The sequence below is a fragment of the Inmirania thermothiophila genome (assembly GCF_003751635.1).
In the GTDB taxonomy this organism is placed as follows: Bacteria; Pseudomonadota; Gammaproteobacteria; order DSM-100275; family DSM-100275; genus Inmirania; species Inmirania thermothiophila.
Window position 1 is genome coordinate 389,904 of the sequence record NZ_RJVI01000002.1, and the last position, 15,650, is coordinate 405,553.

Annotated in this window: 15 protein-coding genes; 8 read left to right on the forward strand and 7 right to left on the reverse strand. The window is 74.3% G+C overall.

What is annotated here, in order from left to right:
- Positions 1-4: 4 nt before the first annotated feature.
- Genes mobB through EDC57_RS07585 form a run of 5 tightly spaced genes read right to left on the reverse strand, consistent with a single transcriptional unit; the run spans position 5 to position 3,426 of the window.
- Positions 5-553 (reverse strand): molybdopterin-guanine dinucleotide biosynthesis protein MobB, encoded by a 549-nt coding sequence (gene mobB, locus EDC57_RS07565; protein WP_123401272.1) that lies wholly within the window; start codon positions 551-553, stop codon positions 5-7.
- Complete coding sequence (mobA, locus tag EDC57_RS07570) at positions 550-1,155, reverse strand: molybdenum cofactor guanylyltransferase MobA (RefSeq protein ID WP_245995174.1); 606 nt, start codon at positions 1,153-1,155, stop codon at positions 550-552. Before mobA ends, mobB begins: the two co-directional genes overlap by 4 nt.
- Positions 1,152-1,856, reverse strand: a complete 705-nt coding sequence (locus EDC57_RS07575) for an energy-coupling factor ABC transporter ATP-binding protein (protein ID WP_123401273.1) — start codon at positions 1,854-1,856, stop codon at positions 1,152-1,154. The genes mobA and EDC57_RS07575 overlap by 4 nt, the downstream gene beginning before the upstream one ends.
- Positions 1,853-2,560 (reverse strand): ABC transporter permease, encoded by a 708-nt coding sequence (locus tag EDC57_RS07580; protein ID WP_123401274.1) that lies wholly within the window; start codon positions 2,558-2,560, stop codon positions 1,853-1,855. Before EDC57_RS07580 ends, EDC57_RS07575 begins: the two co-directional genes overlap by 4 nt.
- 5 nt (positions 2,561-2,565) lie before the next feature.
- Positions 2,566-3,426 (reverse strand): ABC transporter substrate-binding protein, encoded by an 861-nt coding sequence (locus EDC57_RS07585; protein WP_123401850.1) that lies wholly within the window; start codon positions 3,424-3,426, stop codon positions 2,566-2,568.
- Between the two features lie 224 nt (positions 3,427-3,650).
- Here EDC57_RS07585 and EDC57_RS07590 point away from each other — a divergent pair, with 224 nt between their 5' ends.
- Complete coding sequence (locus EDC57_RS07590; RefSeq protein WP_245995175.1) at positions 3,651-5,024, forward strand: sigma-54-dependent transcriptional regulator; 1,374 nt, start codon at positions 3,651-3,653, stop codon at positions 5,022-5,024.
- A 2-nt stretch (positions 5,025-5,026) separates the two neighbouring features.
- Positions 5,027-7,090 carry a cache domain-containing protein gene (locus EDC57_RS07595; protein ID WP_211331926.1) on the forward strand — a complete coding sequence of 688 codons (2,064 nt, stop codon included), beginning with the start codon at positions 5,027-5,029 and terminating at the stop codon, positions 7,088-7,090.
- Between the two features lie 12 nt (positions 7,091-7,102).
- On the opposite strand, the gene fdhD is transcribed toward EDC57_RS07595, so the two are convergent.
- Positions 7,103-7,936, reverse strand: a complete 834-nt coding sequence (gene fdhD / locus EDC57_RS07600) for a formate dehydrogenase accessory sulfurtransferase FdhD (RefSeq protein ID WP_123401275.1) — start codon at positions 7,934-7,936, stop codon at positions 7,103-7,105.
- 1 nt (position 7,937) lies between these two features.
- Positions 7,938-8,957 (reverse strand): GTP 3',8-cyclase MoaA, encoded by a 1,020-nt coding sequence (moaA, locus tag EDC57_RS07605; protein WP_123401276.1) that lies wholly within the window; start codon positions 8,955-8,957, stop codon positions 7,938-7,940.
- Between the two features lie 249 nt (positions 8,958-9,206).
- Between moaA and EDC57_RS07610 the strand changes: the two genes are divergently transcribed.
- The 6 genes from EDC57_RS07610 to EDC57_RS07635 are packed head-to-tail and all read left to right on the forward strand — an operon-like array spanning position 9,207 to position 15,641.
- The gene (locus tag EDC57_RS07610; protein ID WP_123401277.1) at positions 9,207-9,713 is read left to right on the forward strand and encodes a DUF3305 domain-containing protein; all 507 of its coding nucleotides are present in this window, start codon (positions 9,207-9,209) and stop codon (positions 9,711-9,713) included.
- Complete coding sequence (locus EDC57_RS07615; RefSeq protein WP_123401278.1) at positions 9,710-10,246, forward strand: DUF3306 domain-containing protein; 537 nt, start codon at positions 9,710-9,712, stop codon at positions 10,244-10,246. The genes EDC57_RS07610 and EDC57_RS07615 overlap by 4 nt, the downstream gene beginning before the upstream one ends.
- The gene (locus EDC57_RS07620) at positions 10,243-11,913 is read left to right on the forward strand and encodes a 4Fe-4S dicluster domain-containing protein (RefSeq protein ID WP_123401279.1); all 1,671 of its coding nucleotides are present in this window, start codon (positions 10,243-10,245) and stop codon (positions 11,911-11,913) included. The genes EDC57_RS07615 and EDC57_RS07620 overlap by 4 nt, the downstream gene beginning before the upstream one ends.
- A 3-nt stretch (positions 11,914-11,916) precedes the next feature.
- Positions 11,917-12,516, forward strand: coding sequence for a TorD/DmsD family molecular chaperone (locus tag EDC57_RS07625; RefSeq protein WP_211331927.1), 600 nt, complete (start codon positions 11,917-11,919; stop codon positions 12,514-12,516).
- Positions 12,517-12,553: 37 nt separating this feature from the next.
- On the forward strand, positions 12,554-12,763 hold the full coding sequence (locus EDC57_RS07630) for a twin-arginine translocation signal domain-containing protein (protein ID WP_123401280.1): 210 nt from the start codon (positions 12,554-12,556) through the stop codon (positions 12,761-12,763).
- A 28-nt stretch (positions 12,764-12,791) separates the two neighbouring features.
- Positions 12,792-15,641 (forward strand): formate dehydrogenase subunit alpha, encoded by a 2,850-nt coding sequence (locus tag EDC57_RS07635; protein WP_123401281.1) that lies wholly within the window; start codon positions 12,792-12,794, stop codon positions 15,639-15,641.
- Positions 15,642-15,650: the final 9 nt, after the last annotated feature.

The following is a 15,650-nucleotide window of genomic DNA, read 5'->3' on the forward strand; positions in this document are numbered from 1 at the left end:
TCTTTCAAGATGTTGCACGCCTTTCCTGAAGAATGGCCTTCGGATCCGGCAGGAACCGCCCGCAGATGAACTCGGCGATCGCCTCGGGGCGGTTGAGGTCCAGGACCGGCACCGGCACCGCCCGCTGCGGGGGGGCGTCGGTGGCGAGCGCGATCACGGTCTCGTCCTCGAGGCAGAGCAGCGGCCGCCCGAGGACCGGGCGGTGCAGCTCGATCTTGGGGAAGCGCCCGTGCTTGAACCCCTCCACCAGGACCAGGTCGAGGCGGTGGCGGTCGAGGCGCTCGAGCAGCGCATCCAGGGGCGGCTCCCCGGTGTCGCCCATCTCCGTGACCAGGGCCCAGCGGTGGCGCGAGGCCACCAGCACCTGCTCGGCCCCCGCCTTGCGCACCTCGTAGCTGTCCTTGCCCGGATAGTCGATCTCGAAGTCGTGGTGGGCGTGCTTGACCACGCCGAGGCGCAGGCCGCGACGCTTGAGCAGCGGCACCAGCCGCACCAGCAGGGTGGTCTTGCCGGTGCCGCTGTAGGCGGCGATGCCGAGCACGGGGGCGGTCACGGGCGCCCCCCCGCGCCCACGCGGGCGGCGAGCTCGGCGAGCTGCTCGGGCTCGTTGGCGTTCATGAAGGCCTCGGGCCGGTCGGAGAAGTCCACCTCGACGGTGCGGTGGCGAGGATACCAGAGGTCGATCTTGCGGTCGCCGGCGGCCAGATAGGCCTCGAGGCTCGGCAGGAGCTCGCGGCGCAGGAGGGCGAACACCGGCTGCAGGCGCCGCCCGTCGTGGGCCACCGCGATCTCGGCCCCGGCCGCCTCGAGGGCGGCGCGCAGCCGGGCCACGAGGTCCGGCGGCACCAGCGGCGAGTCGCAGGGCACGGTGGCCACCAGCGGCGTGGTCGCCGCCGCGAGGGCGGCGGCGAAGCCGGCGAGGGGCCCCTGGAAGCCCGCGAGGGCGTCGCCCACCACCGGCACACCCAGGGCCTCGTAGGCCTCGCGGTTGCGGTTGGCGTTGATGAGCAGCGCCTCGCACTGCGGGCGCAGGGCGTCGAGGATGTGGGCCGCGAGGGGGCGCCCGGCGAGCTCCAGGAGGCCCTTGTCGCGCCCCCCCATGCGCCGCCCCCGTCCGCCGGCGAGCACGGCGCCGGTGACGCCGGCGGCGCTCACGGACCGCCCCCGGGACGGGCCAGCCCCGGTCCGCTGCGCGGGCCCTGCAGCGGCAGCTCCCGCAGCCGCCCGCCCTCCAGCAGCAGGTGGCGGTCGGCGAGCCGGGACACGGCGCGGGGCTCGTGGCTGGTGACGACGAGCCCGATGCCCTCCAAGCGGAGACGGCGCAGCAGGAAGTAGGTCTGCTCGCGGGCCTCGCCGTCGAGGTTCGCGGTGGGCTCGTCGAGGAGGAGGTAGCGCGGGGCGAGCACGCGGGCGCGGGTCAGGGCCACGCGCTGCTGCTCGCCGCCGGAGAGGCGCCGCGCATCGCGCCCGGCGAGATGGGCGATGCCCGCCCAGGCCAGCGCCTCCGCCACCCGCGCCGCCACCTCGGGGGCGGGAACCCCCTGCCGGCGCAGCCCGTAGGCGACGTTGTCGGCGACGGTGCCACGGAAGAGATAGGGCGCCTGATGGCAGTAGACGACGTCGCGGCGCAGCCGCGCCGCCGCCCGCGGCCAGCGCAGCGACGCCCCGTCCGCCAGCAGCAGCCCCTCGTCCGGGGGCAGGAGGCCCGCGAGGATGCGCAGCAGCGTCGTCTTGCCGGCGCCGTTGGCGCCGCTCAGGTAGAGACAGGCGCCGCGCTCCAGCTGCAGCCGCTCGATGTCGAGCAGCAGCCGCCCGTGCAGGCGCAGGCGCAGGCCGCGCAGCTCCAGGCCGCTCACGCGCCGAGCTCCCCGTGCCCCTGGAGGCGGGTGACGGCGAGGTTGAGGGAGAGGGCGAGCACCATCAGCACCAGTCCCAGCGCGATGCCTTCGGCGAAGGCGCCCTTGCTGGTCTCCAGCGCGATCGCCGTCGGGATGTTGCGAGTGTAATGGAGGATGTTGCCGCCCACCATGATGGAGGAGCCCACCTCCGCGATGATGCGCCCGAAGGCGGCCACCACGGCGGCGACGAGGGCGAAGCGGACCTCGCCGAGCACCGTCAGCATCGCCCGCCAGGGCGGTGCGCCGAGGGTGAGGGCGGTCTCCCAGGCGCGGCGGTCGGCGGCCTGGATGGCGGCGTGGCCCATGGCGACGACGATGGGGAAGGCGAGGACGACCTGGCCGATCACCATCGCGGTCTGGGTGAAGAGCAGGCGCCACTCGCCCAGCGGCCCGGCGCGGGAGAGCAGCAGATAGAGGGTCAGCCCCACCACCACCGCCGGCAGCGCCAGCATCGTGTTGAAGAGGGTGATGAGCAGGCGCCGCCCGGGAAAGCGGGCGTAGGCGAGGAGGAAGGCCAGCAGCACCGCGGGCGGGGCGGCGACGGCGATGGCGCGCAGGGAGACGGAGAAGGAGACGCCGATGATCTCCCACAGCCCCGGATCCCCCGTCACCAGCATGCGCAGGGCCTCGAGGCTCGCCTGCGCGAGGCTCGTCTCCTCCATGGGCCTTACTCCTTCGGCGGCACCGCCACCGGGTGGAACAGGACCTCGCCGCCGATGCGGTAGGCGCCGATCCGGGCCTGCCCCTCGGGCGAGGTGAGCCAGGCGATGAGGGCCATCGCCCCCAGATAGTTGACATCACGCCAGCGCGCGGGATTGACCGCGATGACGCTGTAGGGGTTGCGCAGGCGCGCATCGCCCTCCACGAGGACCTCCAGGGCCAGGCGCGCCCTCTGGGACAGCCAGGTGCCGCGGTCGACGAGGGTGTAGGCGCCGAGCTCGGAGGCCATCTGCAGCGTCCGGCCCATGCCCTGGCCGGTCTCGCGGTACCAGCGCCCCTGCGGCGCCACCGCGGCCGCGCGCCACAGCGCGCGCTCCTTCTTGTGGGTGCCGGAGTCGTCCCCGCGGGAGAGGAACGGCGCCCCGGCCGCGGCGATGCGGCGCAGGGCCTCGGCGGCATCCATGAGGCCTCGCACCCGCGCAGGATCCCGCGCCGGTCCCACGAGGACGAAGTCGTTATACATCACGGCGCGTCGGTTGACGCCGTAGCCGGCCTCCACGAAGCGGGCCTCGGCCGGCGGGGCGTGCACCAGGACCACGTCCACGTCGCCGTCGCGGCCCATGCGCAGCGCCTTGCCCGTGCCCACCGCGACGACGTCGACGCGATAGCCGGTCAGGCCCTGGAAGGCGGGCAGGATCGCCCGCAGCAGCCCGGAGTTCTCGGTGCTGGTGGTGGTGGCGAGGCGCACCACCTCGCCGCCCGGCGGGGCCGCCGCCACGAGGGCGGGCAGGAGCGCGGCGGCAAGCAAGGCGAGCAGGCGCCGCGCGGCCCCGCGCGCCCCGTGCAGCGTCTCCGATCTCCTGTGCATCATCGCGCCCCCGGTCCCATTTGTTCGCATCCCCACCGATTGTCCGCCCCCACGGCGGTGGCGTTCAAGCACGGCCCCGGCACGGCCCTTGCTTGCGCACCGCCCGTGCCGGCGGCCGGCCCGGCGGGGGCCGCCCGCCGCCGACTATACTGCGTCAAAACGACCCGCCGCCGGGGCGCTCCGGTGGGACAGAACGACCCAGCGGGTCACGGATGGAGGAGGCCATGGCGAGCATGATGGAGCCCGCGGCCGCCGGCGCGCCGGCGCTGCTGGTGGTGGACGACGAGCCCGGGATCTGCAACTTCCTGCGCCGCGCCCTCGAGCGGCACAGCGTGCGGGTCGAGACGGCGGTGGACGCCGAGGAGGGCGAGGCCCTGCGGGCGCGCAGCCACTTCGACGTCATCCTCGCCGATATCCGCCTGCCCGGCCGCTCCGGGGTGGAGTGGGCGGAGAGCCTGCGGGCGCAGGGGGTGCGCGCCGACATCATCTTCATGACCGCCTACGCCGACCTCGACACCGCGGTGCGGGCGCTGCGGGCGGGGGCGGCCGACTTCATCCTCAAGCCCTTCCGCATCGAGCAGGTGCTGGCGGCGGTGGAGCGCTGCCTGGAGCGGCGGCGCCTGGCGCGGGAGAACTTCGTCCTGCGCCGCGAGGGCGGGCGCGGGGCGCTCGAGGAGCTGGTGGGGACGAGCCGGGCCGTGCGCGAGCTGGACACCCTGGTGCGTCGCATTGCGCCGACGCCGGCCACGGTGCTGCTGCAGGGGGAGTCGGGCACGGGCAAGGAGCTGGTGGCACGGGCCATCCACCGCGCCAGCGGGCGGCGCGGCGGCTTCGTCCCCGTCAACTGCGGCTCCATCGCCTCCGAACTGCTCGAGAGCGAGCTCTTCGGCCACGCCAAGGGGGCCTTCACCGGCGCCCACGAGGCGCGCGAGGGCCTCTTCAGCGTCGCCGACCGCGGCACCCTCTTCCTCGACGAGATCGGCGAGATGCCGCTGGCGATGCAGGCCAAGCTCCTGCGGGCGATCGAGGAGCGGCGCATCCGCCCGGTGGGGGCGGACCGCGAGGTGCCGGTGGACGTGCGCATCGTCGCCGCCACCAACCGCAACCTCGCCGAGGAGGTGCACCGCGGACGCTTCCGCGAGGACCTCTACTACCGCCTCAACGTCGTCGCCCTGACCCTGCCCGCGCTGCGGGAGCGGCGCGAGGACATCCCGCTGCTCGCCGAGCACTTCTCGCGCCGGCTCGCGGCCGAGCTGGGCCTCGACCCCATCCCCTTCGCGGCCGCCGACCTCGAGGCCCTGCAGCGCCACGACTGGCCGGGCAACGTGCGCGAGCTGCGCAACCTCATCGAGCGCTGCCTGCTCCTCGGGACCCTGCCGGCGCAGGCCCTCGGCGCGGGCGCGGCGCAGACCGGGGAGGGGGGCTACGACGCCGGCCTGCCCCTGCGCGAGGTGGAGCGGCGCCACATCCTGCACGTGCTCGAGGCCGCCGGGGGGAACAAGTCGGAGGCGGCGCGGCGCCTCGGGATCTCGCGCAAGACCCTGGAGCGCAAGCTCGCCGCCTGGCGGCGTCGCGGCGAGGGGGCGGCGGAGGCCTGAGCGTGCTGCGCCGGGCGCTGGTCTCGGTCACCTCGTCGCTGCGGCGCAAGCTCCTGGTGCTGGTCCTGCTGCCGGTGGCGGTGATGCCGCTGCTGCTGGGGCTCGCGGTCTACTGGGGGCAGCGCTTCAGCTACGACCAGCTCTTCATGCGGGTGCGCACCGACCTTGCGGTGGCCGATGCCGTCTTCCGCCGCCTCCAGGCCGACTACCTGCGCGAGCTCGCGGCCCTCGCCGCCTCGTACGGCTTCCTCTCGGCCTTCCGCGGCGGCGACGTGACGGCGGTGCGCGCGCATCTGGCCGAGGTGCGGATGCGTGCGGGCTTCGCCTTCCTGCACCTGACGGATCCGCTCGGGCGGTGGCTGCTGGAGGAGGACGAGGCGGGCATCGGCCGCAGCCGGCCGAGCCCGTTGCTCGCCGCCGCCCGTGCCGGCCGCCCGGGGGTCGGGATCGAGGTCTTCGATGCCGCCGACCTCGCCCGCGAGCGCCCGGCGCTGGCCGAACGCGTGCGCCTGCCCCTGGTGCCGACGCCGCAGGCGGCGCCCACCGAGCGCACGGTGGAGGACCGGGGGCTGGTGGTGCGGGTCGTGCAGCCGCTGCGCGACGCCGAGGGGCGCGTGGTGGCCCTGCTCGACGGCGGCGTGCTGCTCAACGGCAACTTCGCCTTCGTCGATGCCATCCGCGACCTGGTCTACGGCCCGGGCAGCCTCCCGGAGGGGAGCCTCGGCACGGTGACGGTGTTCCTCGACGACGTGCGCATCAGCACCAACGTCCCCCTGCGTCCGGGCCAGCGGGCCCTGGGCACGCGCGTCTCGCAGGCGGTGCGCGACCGCGTGCTCGGGCTCGGAGCGACCTGGATCGACCGTGCCTTCGTGGTCAACGACTGGTACATCTCGGGCTACGAGCCGCTCTTCGACGTCTACGGCAACCGCGTCGGCATGCTCTACGCGGGGTTTCTCGAGGCCCCCTACCGCGCCGCGGGGCGGCAGGCGGTGGCGTGGCTCGCGCTCGCGGTGCTCGGGATGCTGCTGCTGGCGGTGACGGTGGCGGTGGTGGGGGCGCGCAGCATCTTCCGCCCCATCGAGGTGATGGCGGACGTGGTGCGGGCCCACGCGCGCGGCGAGGACCGGCGCATCGGCCCGGTGCGGGCGCGCGACGAGATCGGCGAGCTGGCGCGGCGGCTCGACCGCCTGCTCGACCAGCTCGAGAGCCGCAACCGCCAGATCTCCCACGCCGCCGAGCACCTCGAGCGCGAGGTGGCGCGGCGCACCCGCGAGCTGGAGGCCAAGAACGCGAGCCTCGAGCGCACCGTCGCCCTCCTCGCCGAGACCCGGCGCCAGCTCGTGGTGGCCGAGAAGCTCGCGGCGCTGGGCGAGCTCACCGCCGGCATCGCCCACGAGATCAACAACCCCGTGGCGGTGATCCTCGGCAACCTCGAGGTCGCCCTCGCCGAGCTCGGCGAGGCGTCGGCACCGGTGCGCACCGAGCTCGATCTCATCGGCGAGCAGGCCCGGCGCATCCAGGGCATCGTCGGCAACCTCCTGCGCTACGCCCGCCCCTCGGGCGTGGTGGGCGAGCCCGAGACCCTCGACCTCAACGAGGTGGTGCGCGAGACGCTGCCCCTGGTCCGGCACGCGGGCCCGCGCGCCGGGATCGAGATGCGGCAGCGGCTGGCGGCGGCGCGGCCGGTGGCCTGCAACCGCCAGGAGCTGCAGCAGGTGCTGGTCAACCTCCTGGTCAACGCCCTGCGCTCGATGCCGGGCGGCGGGGTGCTGGAGGTGGCCACCGAGGACTGGGCGCGTCCGGGCGAGGGCGCCGGTGCCGTGGTCCACGTGCGCGACAGCGGCGAGGGCATCGCCCCCGAGCACCTCGGCCGCATCTTCGACCCCTTCTTCACCACGCGGCGCGACGGCACGGGGCTGGGGCTGTCCATCAGCTACGGCATCGTCCGCCACTACGGCGGGCGGATCACGGTGGCGTCGGCGCCGGGCCAGGGCAGCACCTTCTCGGTCTGGCTCCCGGCCGCGGACGGGGCGGGGCGGGTGCCGCGGGCGCAGGCCGGGGCCTGACCCCGGCGGGGCTCAGGCGCTGCGGGCCCGCGCCGGCGGGGCGTCGAGGATCACCCGTTCGGCGCCGTGGTAGACGAGGAAGTGCCGCCCCTTGGCGCGCCCGATGAGGGTGACGCCGGTGCGGCGGGCGAGCTCCAGGCCCATCTGGGTGATCCCCGAGCGCGACAGCAGCACCGGGATGCCCATCTGGGCCACCTTGATCACCATCTCCGAGGTCAGCCGGCCGGTGGTGTAGAAGACCTTGTCGGCGCCGCCGATCCCCTCCAGCCACATGTGGCCGGCGATGGCGTCGACGGCGTTGTGCCGGCCCACGTCCTCGATGAAGAGCAGGATCTCGTCGTCGCGGCAGAGGGCGCAGCCGTGGACGGCGCCGGCGGAGCGGTAGACCTCGTTGTGGCCGGCGAGCCGCTCGAGCAGGGCGTAGATGCGCGACTGGCGCACGGTGACCTCGGGCACGGGGCGCAGCCGCGCCAGCAGGTCGCCGAAGACCGTGCCCTGGCCGCAGCCGGTGGTGACCGTGCGCCGCGCGAGACGCTCGTCCCAGCCGCGGGTGCCGCCGCGGGTGACCACCACCGCGGCCTCCACGTCCCAGTCCACCTGGACGGCGACGATCTCCTCGAGGTCCTCGACGAAGCCCTGGTTGCGCAGGTAGCCGAGAACCAGCGCCTCGGGGTGGGCCCCGAGGGTCATGAGGGTGACGATCTCGCGCTTGTCCACGTAGAGGGTGAGGGGCCGCTCGCCGGCGATGCGCACCTCGCGCCGGGCGCCGGTCTCGTCCACGGCGGTGACGGTGTGGGTGGGGGCGAGCCCCGCGCGCGTCATCTCGGGCCGGTAGCGCCCGCCCATCTCATCCCCCGGTGACGTTCATGTGGCGCAGGATCGCCGGACGCGCCGCGAGGTCGAACTCGTGCCCCTGGGGCTTGATGTCCATGGCCGCGACGATGGCGCGCTTGAGGATGTCGCGATCCCCCGGGTGGGCCCGCACCACGTGGCGCAGGTCCACCGAGTGCTCCTGGCCGAGGCAGAGCAGCAGCCGGCCCTCGGCGGTGAGGCGGACGCGGTTGCACGTGGCGCAGAAGTTGTGGCTGTGCGGCGAGATGAAGCCGACGCGGCAGCCGGTGCCGTCGATGCGCCAGTAGCGGGCCGGACCGCCCGTGGTCTCGGTGGTGGGCAGGAGCCGCCAGTGGCGCTCGATCTCGGCGCGCACCTCGTCGCTGGAGCAGTAGCTGCCGAGGCGGTCATGGCCGTCCACCTCGCCGAGCGGCATCTCCTCGATGAAGGTGATGTCGAGGTCGCGCGCGAGGGCGTAGCGGACCAGCGCGGGGATCTCGTCTTCGTTGAAGCCGCGCAGGATCACGGCGTTGAGCTTGATGCGCTCGAACCCGGCCCGGCGCGCGGCCTCGACGCCGTCGAGGACGTCGGCGAGCCGGCCGGTGCGCGAGATGCGGCGGAAGCGCTCGGGGTCGAGGCTGTCGAGGCTGATGTTGATGCGGCGCACGCCGGCGCGGCGCAGCCCCTCGGCGTACTGCGCCAGCAGCGCGCCGTTGGTGGTCAGCACCAGCTCGCGCAGGCCGGGAAGCGCCCCCAGCTCCTCGAACAGCCACAGGATGTTGCGCCGGATCAGGGGCTCGCCGCCGGTGATGCGGATCTTGCGCACGCCGAGCTCGGCGAAGGCGGCGGCGATCTCGCGGATCTCCTCGAGGGTGAGCACCTGCGCCCGCGGCAGGAACGTCATCTCCTCGCTCATGCAATAGAGGCAGCGGAAGTTGCAGCGGTCCGTGACCGAGATGCGCAGATAGGTCACGTGCCGCCCGAAGCGGTCCACGAGCCGCTCCGGCAGGGGCTGGTCTGGGGGCAGCAGTCGCATGCGCTCCTCTCCTCCTCGGGGCCGCCTTCTGCAAGAGGCGTGCCGGAAACGGACGGCTCTCCCGACCGTGGGGCGAGCATAGCCCAGAGGACGACGGGACCGCCAGCCGGGACATCCTGACCCGCCCGCGGCGCCCACCGGGTCATCTTGACCCACCGGGCCCGCGGCGGCGCCCGCGCCGGCGCGCCCCCGCGGCTGGCACGCCGCTTGCTCGCCTCCTCCTCGCAGAGCCACGACGGGAGGCGGCCCATGACCGGGACGGCCGAGCAGCGAGCGATGCCGGTGGCGGTGCTCATGCGCCGGCGCGAGGTGGGGCGGGGCCCGTGGCGCACCGAGACCTGGGAGGCCACCGGGGTGGTCACCGGCGAGGCCGCGACCCGGGACGCCCCCGGACCGCACGCGGCGGTCCGCGAGGAGGGCAGCGGCCAGGTGACGCAGGTGCTCTGGTGCGGCCTCGCCCTGGAGCTCCACGTCGACGAGGCCGAGAGCTACGACCACAACCTGCGCTCGCCGCAGCCGAGCCTGTTCGTGGTCTGCCACCTCGACGAGGCGGCGCTGCCGCCGCTGCGCCCGATCCTGGTCTCGGCGAGCCAGGACGAGGCGGGCGCCTACCTGGAGGCCGAGGCCGAGGTGTTCGCCGTCCCCATGCCGGCCGAGATCGGCGCGCGCCTCGAACGCTACGTCCTCGATCACTACCGGCCGGCGCCGCGCGCCAAGCGCCGGCGTCGGCCCTGGCACGCGGGGGAACGCGGATGAGATCGAACGGCAACGCCCCCGGGCGGGGCGCGCCCGTCGGCGGCGACGAGACCTTCCTGCACCGCTGGGCGCGCCGCAAGCGCGCGGCGCGGCAGGGCGCGGCGCCGCAGCCTGCCTCGCCGCCGGCGGAGGCGCCGAGGCGGCCGGCCCCGACGGATACGGAGCTTCCCGACCCCGAGACGCTGCCGCCGGACTCGGAGCGCTTCCGCGACTACCTCTCGCCGCGGGTGAGCGAGGCGCTGCGCCGCCGCGCCCTGCGCCGTCTCTTCCACCTGCCCCAGTTCCAGGTCGCCGACGGCCTCGACGACTACTGCGAGGACTTCACCGGCTTCGACCCGCTGGGCGAGCTCGTCACCCACGAGATGCGCCACATGCTGGCGCGCCTCGGCGGCGACGGGAGGCAGGCGGCCGACGACGCCGGACCGGTGCGGCGGCGGGAGGCGGCGGAGCCGGTGGCGCAGGAGGAGGGGCCCCTTCGGGCGGGGCAGGCCGATGCGCCGCCGGGCGGCGGAGCGGGGGAGGGGGCGGCATGACGGATGCGACCCCGGCGGTGGCGCTTCCCGAGCCGGCCGTGCAGCGCGCGGCGCGCGAGGCGGCGCTTGCGGCATGGGCGCAGGCGGGGACGCGGCCGCCTGCGACGGTGGCGTACACGAGCCGCGGCCGTCTGGTGGTGATCGGCCCGGGCGAGGCCGTGGCCGAGGTCTGCCGGGTCTGGGCGGCGACGGCGCCGGACCTTGCGGTGCGCGCCGTGTGCACCGAGGGGACACCGCCCGCCGGGGTGCACGCCGCGCGGGCGGGGCGGGTCCGGGTGGTGGGGCACCTGGGGCGCTTCGCCCTCGTCGCCGAGCCCGAGGGGCGCGACCTCGCCGCCGAGCTGGGCCTCGACGGGGGCGCGGATCTGGTGCTCGACCGCCAGGCGCGGCCCGGCGTCTCCGACCCGCTGCCGCCGCCGGGCTACCGGCACCTGCCCCCGGGGGACGGGGCCGCCCTCGCCGATGCGGTGCAGGCGCTGGCGGAGCTCGTGGGCACGTTCGAGAAGCCGGTCTACACCCTCTACGACCCGGACCGCTGCGCCCGGGGCCGCAGCGGCCAGAGCGGCTGCACGCGCTGCCTCGAGGCCTGCCCCACGGGGGCCATCGCCGATCTCGCCGAGCGCGTCGACATCGATCCCTACCGCTGCCAGGGCGCCGGCGCCTGCGCCGCCGTCTGCCCGGGGGGCGCGATCCGCCACGAGAGCCCCCGCAGCGAGGAGCTGCGCGAGGCGATCCGGCGCATGCTCAAGGCTCACCGCGAGGCCGGCGGCGTCGCCCCGACGCTGCTCGTGGTGGCCGAGGGCGAGGCCCCGCAGGCCGAGGCGCTGCCGCCGCACGTGCTGCCGCTGCCGGTGGAGGAGGTGGGGGCGGTGGGGATGGAGACCTGGCTAGCCGCGCTCGCCTACGGCGCAGGCCAGGTCGCACTGGCCCTGCCCGAGGGCGCCCCGGCGCCGGTGCGCGACGCGCTGCGCCGGGAGGTGGCGGTGGCGGCGGCGATCCTCGCCGGGCTCGGCCTCGGCGAGGAACGGGTCGGCCTGCTGGAGGGCGCGGCCGAGGCCGCCGCGCTCACCGACCCGGTGCTGCCCGCGCTCGCCCCCGCGGCCTACGCCGCGGTGGAGGACAAGCGCACCGCGCTGCGTCTCGCCGTGGACCACCTGCGGGTGCAGGTGCCGCCGGGGGAGGCGGAGGCGGTGCTGCCGGCCCACGCCCCCTTCGGCGAGGTCCGGGTGGATCGGGGGCGCTGCACGCTGTGCATGGCCTGCACCTCGGTCTGCCCCACCTCGGCCCTCGTCGCCGGCGGCGACACCCCGGTGCTGCGCTTCATCGAGGCCAATTGCGTGCAGTGCGGGATCTGCGCCGGCGCCTGCCCGGAGCAGGCGATCACCCTGCGGGCGCGCTACCTCTACGACCCGGCGGCGTGCAACGCGCCCCGCGTGCTCCACGAGGAGGCCCCCTTCTGCTGTGTCGTCTGCGGCAAGCCCTTCGCCACCGCGAGCGTCATCGCCCGCATCCGCGAGCGGGTCGCAGGCCATCCCATGTTCGCGGGCGCCGCCGGCCGCAGGCTCGAGATGTGCGAGGACTGCCGCGTGCGCGACATCACGCGCGAGGAGCTGGAACGGAGTGCCGCGCTGCCCCTGGAGGCGCAGCTGCGGCGGCTGGAGGGCTGAGCCATGGAGGCGCGGGGGGAGCCGGGGATGCCGATGGACGAGGCGGCGCGGCTGCGCGGCGCGACCTGGGGGCTGCTGGGTCTGCTCCTTGCCCGCCCGCCGGAGGCGGCTCTGCTGGCGCGCCTCGGTGGCGCCGGCGGGGCCGGGGAGGACGCCCTGGCGCGGGCCTGGGAGGCGCTGGCGGCGGCGGCGCGGGCGACCGATCCGGAGGCGGCCGAGGAGGAGTACCACGCCCTCTTCATCGGCCTCGGCCGCGGCGAGGTGCTGCCCTTCGCCTCCTGGTACCTCACGGGCGCCCTGATGGAGCGGCCGCTGGCGCGGCTGCGCGAGGACCTCGCCCGGCTCGGCTACGCCCGCCGCGAGGAGGTGCGCGAGCCGGAGGACCATGCCGCGGCCCTGTGCGAGACCATGGCCCTGCTCATCGCCGACGGCGCCGACGAGGCGACCCAGCGGCGCTTCTTCGACGCCCACATCGGGCCGTGGATGGGACGGCTCTTCGACGACCTGCGGCAGGCCCCCTCGGCGCGCCTCTACCGCGCCGCCGGGGAGCTCGGCAGGTGCTTTCTCGAGCTGGAGGAGCGCTACCTGGCGCTCGTGTCGTGACCGCGCCCGCGCGGCGGGCGGAAGGAGGAGCGAGACCATGAGCAGCGAAGAGAGGCGGGACGGCAGGACGCGGCGCGAGTTCCTCAAGGGCATGGCGGCGGGGGCCGGCGCGGTGGCGGCGGTGCGCGTCGCCCAGGCCGCCCTCGTGCCGCCCGGCTCGGGGGTGCAGGCGGCGCGACCGGCGCGCGGCGCGGGCTACCGCGAGACCGAGCACGTGCGGACCTACTACGAGACCGCGCGCATCTGACGCGGTCCCCAGCGACGAGGCGAGGGCCATGAGACTGATCAAGAAGACGGGCGCTTCGGCGGCGACGGGCGGCATGGACCGGCGCACCTTCCTCAAGACCTCGGGGCTGGCGGCGGGAGGCGCCGCCCTCGCCGGCCTCGCGCCGGGGGCGATGATGCGGCGCGCCGAGGCCGCCGAGGGCGGGGCCAAGGTGGAGACGGTGCGCACCGTCTGCACCCACTGCTCGGTGGGCTGCGGGATCATCGCCGAGGTGCAGAACGGCGTCTGGGTGGGCCAGGAGCCCGCCTTCGACCACCCCTTCAACCGCGGCGCGCACTGCGCCAAGGGTGCCTCGGTACGCGAGCACGGCATCGGCGAGCGCCGGCTCAAGTATCCGATGAAGCTCGAGAACGGCAAGTGGAAGCGCATCTCCTGGGAGCAGGCCATCGACGAGGTGGGCGAGCGGCTGCTCGCGATCCGCCAGCAGTCCGGACCCGATGCCGTCTACTGGCTGGGCTCGGCCAAGCACAGCAACGAGCAGGCCTACCTCTTCCGCAAGATGGCCGCGCTGTGGGGAACCAACAACGTCGATCACCAGGCACGCATCTGCCATTCCACCACCGTCGCGGGCGTGGCCAACACCTGGGGCTACGGCGCGATGACCAACTCCTACAACGACATCCACAACTCGCGCGCGGTGCTCCTGATCGGATCCAACCCGGCCGAGGCCCACCCCGTGGCGCTGCAGCACATCCTGCGCGCCAAGGAGCGCAACAACGCCGCCATCATCGTGGTGGACCCGCGCTACACGCGCACCGCGGCCAAGGCGACCGAGTACGTGCGCATCCGTCCCGGCACCGACGTGCCCTTCATCTGGGGGCTGCTCTGGCACATCTTCGAGAACGGCTGGGAGGACCGGGAGTTCATCCGCACCCGCGTCTACGGCATGGACAAGGTGCGGGCCGAGGTGAAGAAGTGGCACCCGCGCGAGGTGGAGAACGTCGTCGGCGTCTCCGAGCAGCAGATGCGCCGGGTCGCCAAGATGCTCGCCGACAACCGCCCGGGGACCATCGTCTGGTGCATGGGCGGCACCCAGCACACCATCGGCAACAACAACACCCGCGCCTACTGCATCCTCCAGCTCGCGCTGGGCAACATGGGCACGGCGGGCGGCGGCGCCAACATCTTCCGCGGCCACGACAACGTCCAGGGCGCCACCGATCTCGGCGTGCTCAGCCATACCCTGCCCGGCTACTACGGCCTCTCAGAGGGGGCGTGGCGGCACTGGGCGCGGGTCTGGGACCTGGACTTCGACTGGATCGCCGCCCGCTTCGACCAGAACGAGTATGCGGGCGACAACGGCAAGCCGGTCAAGCCCATGTTCTACAAGGGCATCCCGGTCTCGCGCTGGATCGACGGCGTGCTCGAGGACAAGGAGAACATCGGCCAGAGGGACAACATCCGGGCGATGATCTTCTGGGGCCACGCCCCCAACAGCCAGACCCGCGGCGTCGAGATGAAGAAGGCGATGGAGCGGCTCGACCTCATCGTCGTGGTCGACCCCTATCCGACCTTCACTGCGGTGCTGCCCGACCGCAAGGACGGGATCTACCTGCTGCCGGCGGCGACCCAGTTCGAGACCTACGGCTCGGTGACGGCCTCGAACCGCTCGCTGCAGTGGCGCGACCGCGTCATCGAGCCCATGTTCGAGTCGCTGCCCGACCACACCATCATGTACAAGCTGGCGAAGAAGCTCGGCTTCGCCGCGGAGCTGACCAAGCACATCGAGGTCCGCAACGACGAGCCGCTGGTGGAGGACATCCTGCGCGAGCTCAACCGCGGCATGTGGACCATCGGCTACACCGGGCAGAGCCCGGAGCGGCTGAAGCGGCAGCAGCGCAACTGGGGCACCTTCAACTACACCACGCTCCAGGCCGAGGGCGGCCCCTGCAACGGCGAGTACTACGGCCTGCCGTGGCCGTGCTGGGGCACGCCCGAGCTGGGCCATCCCGGCACGCCGATCCTCTACGACATGAGCAAGCCGGTGGCCAAGGGCGGGCTGACCTTCCGCGCCCGCTTCGGGGTGGAGCGCAACGGGGTCTCGCTGCTTGCCGACGGGGTCTACAGCGTCGGCTCCGAGATCCGCGACGGCTACCCGGAGTTCACCGACAAGCTGCTCAAGCAGCTCGGGTGGTGGGACGACCTCACGCCCGAGGAGAAGAATGCGGCCGAGGGCAGGAACTGGAAGACCGACCTCTCCGGCGGCATCCAGCGGGTGGCCATCCAGCACGGCTGCGCCCCCTTCGGCAATGCCAAGGCGCGCTGCGAGGTATGGAACTTCCCCGATCCCATCCCGGTGCACCGCGAGCCCCTCTACACCCCGCGGCGCGACCTGGTGGCGAAGTACCCCACCTACGAGGACCGCAAGCGGTTCTACCGCCTGCCGACGCGCTACCGCTCGATCCAGGAGACCGACTTCTCCAGGGACTTCCCCATCATCCTCACCAGCGGGCGGCTGGTGGAGTACGAGGGCGGCGGCGACGAGTCGCGCTCCAACCCGTGGCTTGCCGAGCTGCAGCAGCACATGTTCGTGGAGATCCACCCGGTGGACGCCAACAACAACGGCATCCGCGACGGGCAGCAGGTCTGGGTGGAGACCCCGGAGGGGCGGATCAAGGTCATGGCCCTGGTGACGCGGCGGGTGGCGCCGGGGGTGGCGTTCCTCCCGTTCCACTTCGCCGGCCATTTCCAGGGCGAGGACCTGCGCGCCAAGTACCCTCCGGGCGCCGACCCCTACGTGCTCGGCGAGGCGGCCAACACGGCCATGACCTACGGCTACGACTCGGTGACGCAGATGCAGGAGAGCAAGGTCTCCCTGTGCCGGATCCGGGCTGCGTGAGCGCCGACC

Coding starts and splice junctions, on each gene's coding strand:
- EDC57_RS07580 (WP_123401274.1), bottom strand. CDS start 2,560: ATGGAGGAGACGAGCCTCGCGCAGGCGAGCCTCGAGGCCCTGCGCATG.
- EDC57_RS07585 (WP_123401850.1), bottom strand. CDS start 3,426: ATGCACAGGAGATCGGAGACGCTGCACGGGGCGCGCGGGGCCGCGCGG.
- EDC57_RS07590 (WP_245995175.1), top strand. CDS start 3,651: ATGGCGAGCATGATGGAGCCCGCGGCCGCCGGCGCGCCGGCGCTGCTG.
- fdhD (WP_123401275.1), bottom strand. CDS start 7,936: ATGGGCGGGCGCTACCGGCCCGAGATGACGCGCGCGGGGCTCGCCCCC.
- moaA (WP_123401276.1), bottom strand. CDS start 8,957: ATGCGACTGCTGCCCCCAGACCAGCCCCTGCCGGAGCGGCTCGTGGAC.
- EDC57_RS07610 (WP_123401277.1), top strand. CDS start 9,207: ATGACCGGGACGGCCGAGCAGCGAGCGATGCCGGTGGCGGTGCTCATG.
- EDC57_RS07615 (WP_123401278.1), top strand. CDS start 9,710: ATGAGATCGAACGGCAACGCCCCCGGGCGGGGCGCGCCCGTCGGCGGC.
- EDC57_RS07620 (WP_123401279.1), top strand. CDS start 10,243: ATGACGGATGCGACCCCGGCGGTGGCGCTTCCCGAGCCGGCCGTGCAG.
- EDC57_RS07625 (WP_211331927.1), top strand. CDS start 11,917: ATGGAGGCGCGGGGGGAGCCGGGGATGCCGATGGACGAGGCGGCGCGG.
- EDC57_RS07630 (WP_123401280.1), top strand. CDS start 12,554: ATGAGCAGCGAAGAGAGGCGGGACGGCAGGACGCGGCGCGAGTTCCTC.
- EDC57_RS07635 (WP_123401281.1), top strand. CDS start 12,792: ATGAGACTGATCAAGAAGACGGGCGCTTCGGCGGCGACGGGCGGCATG.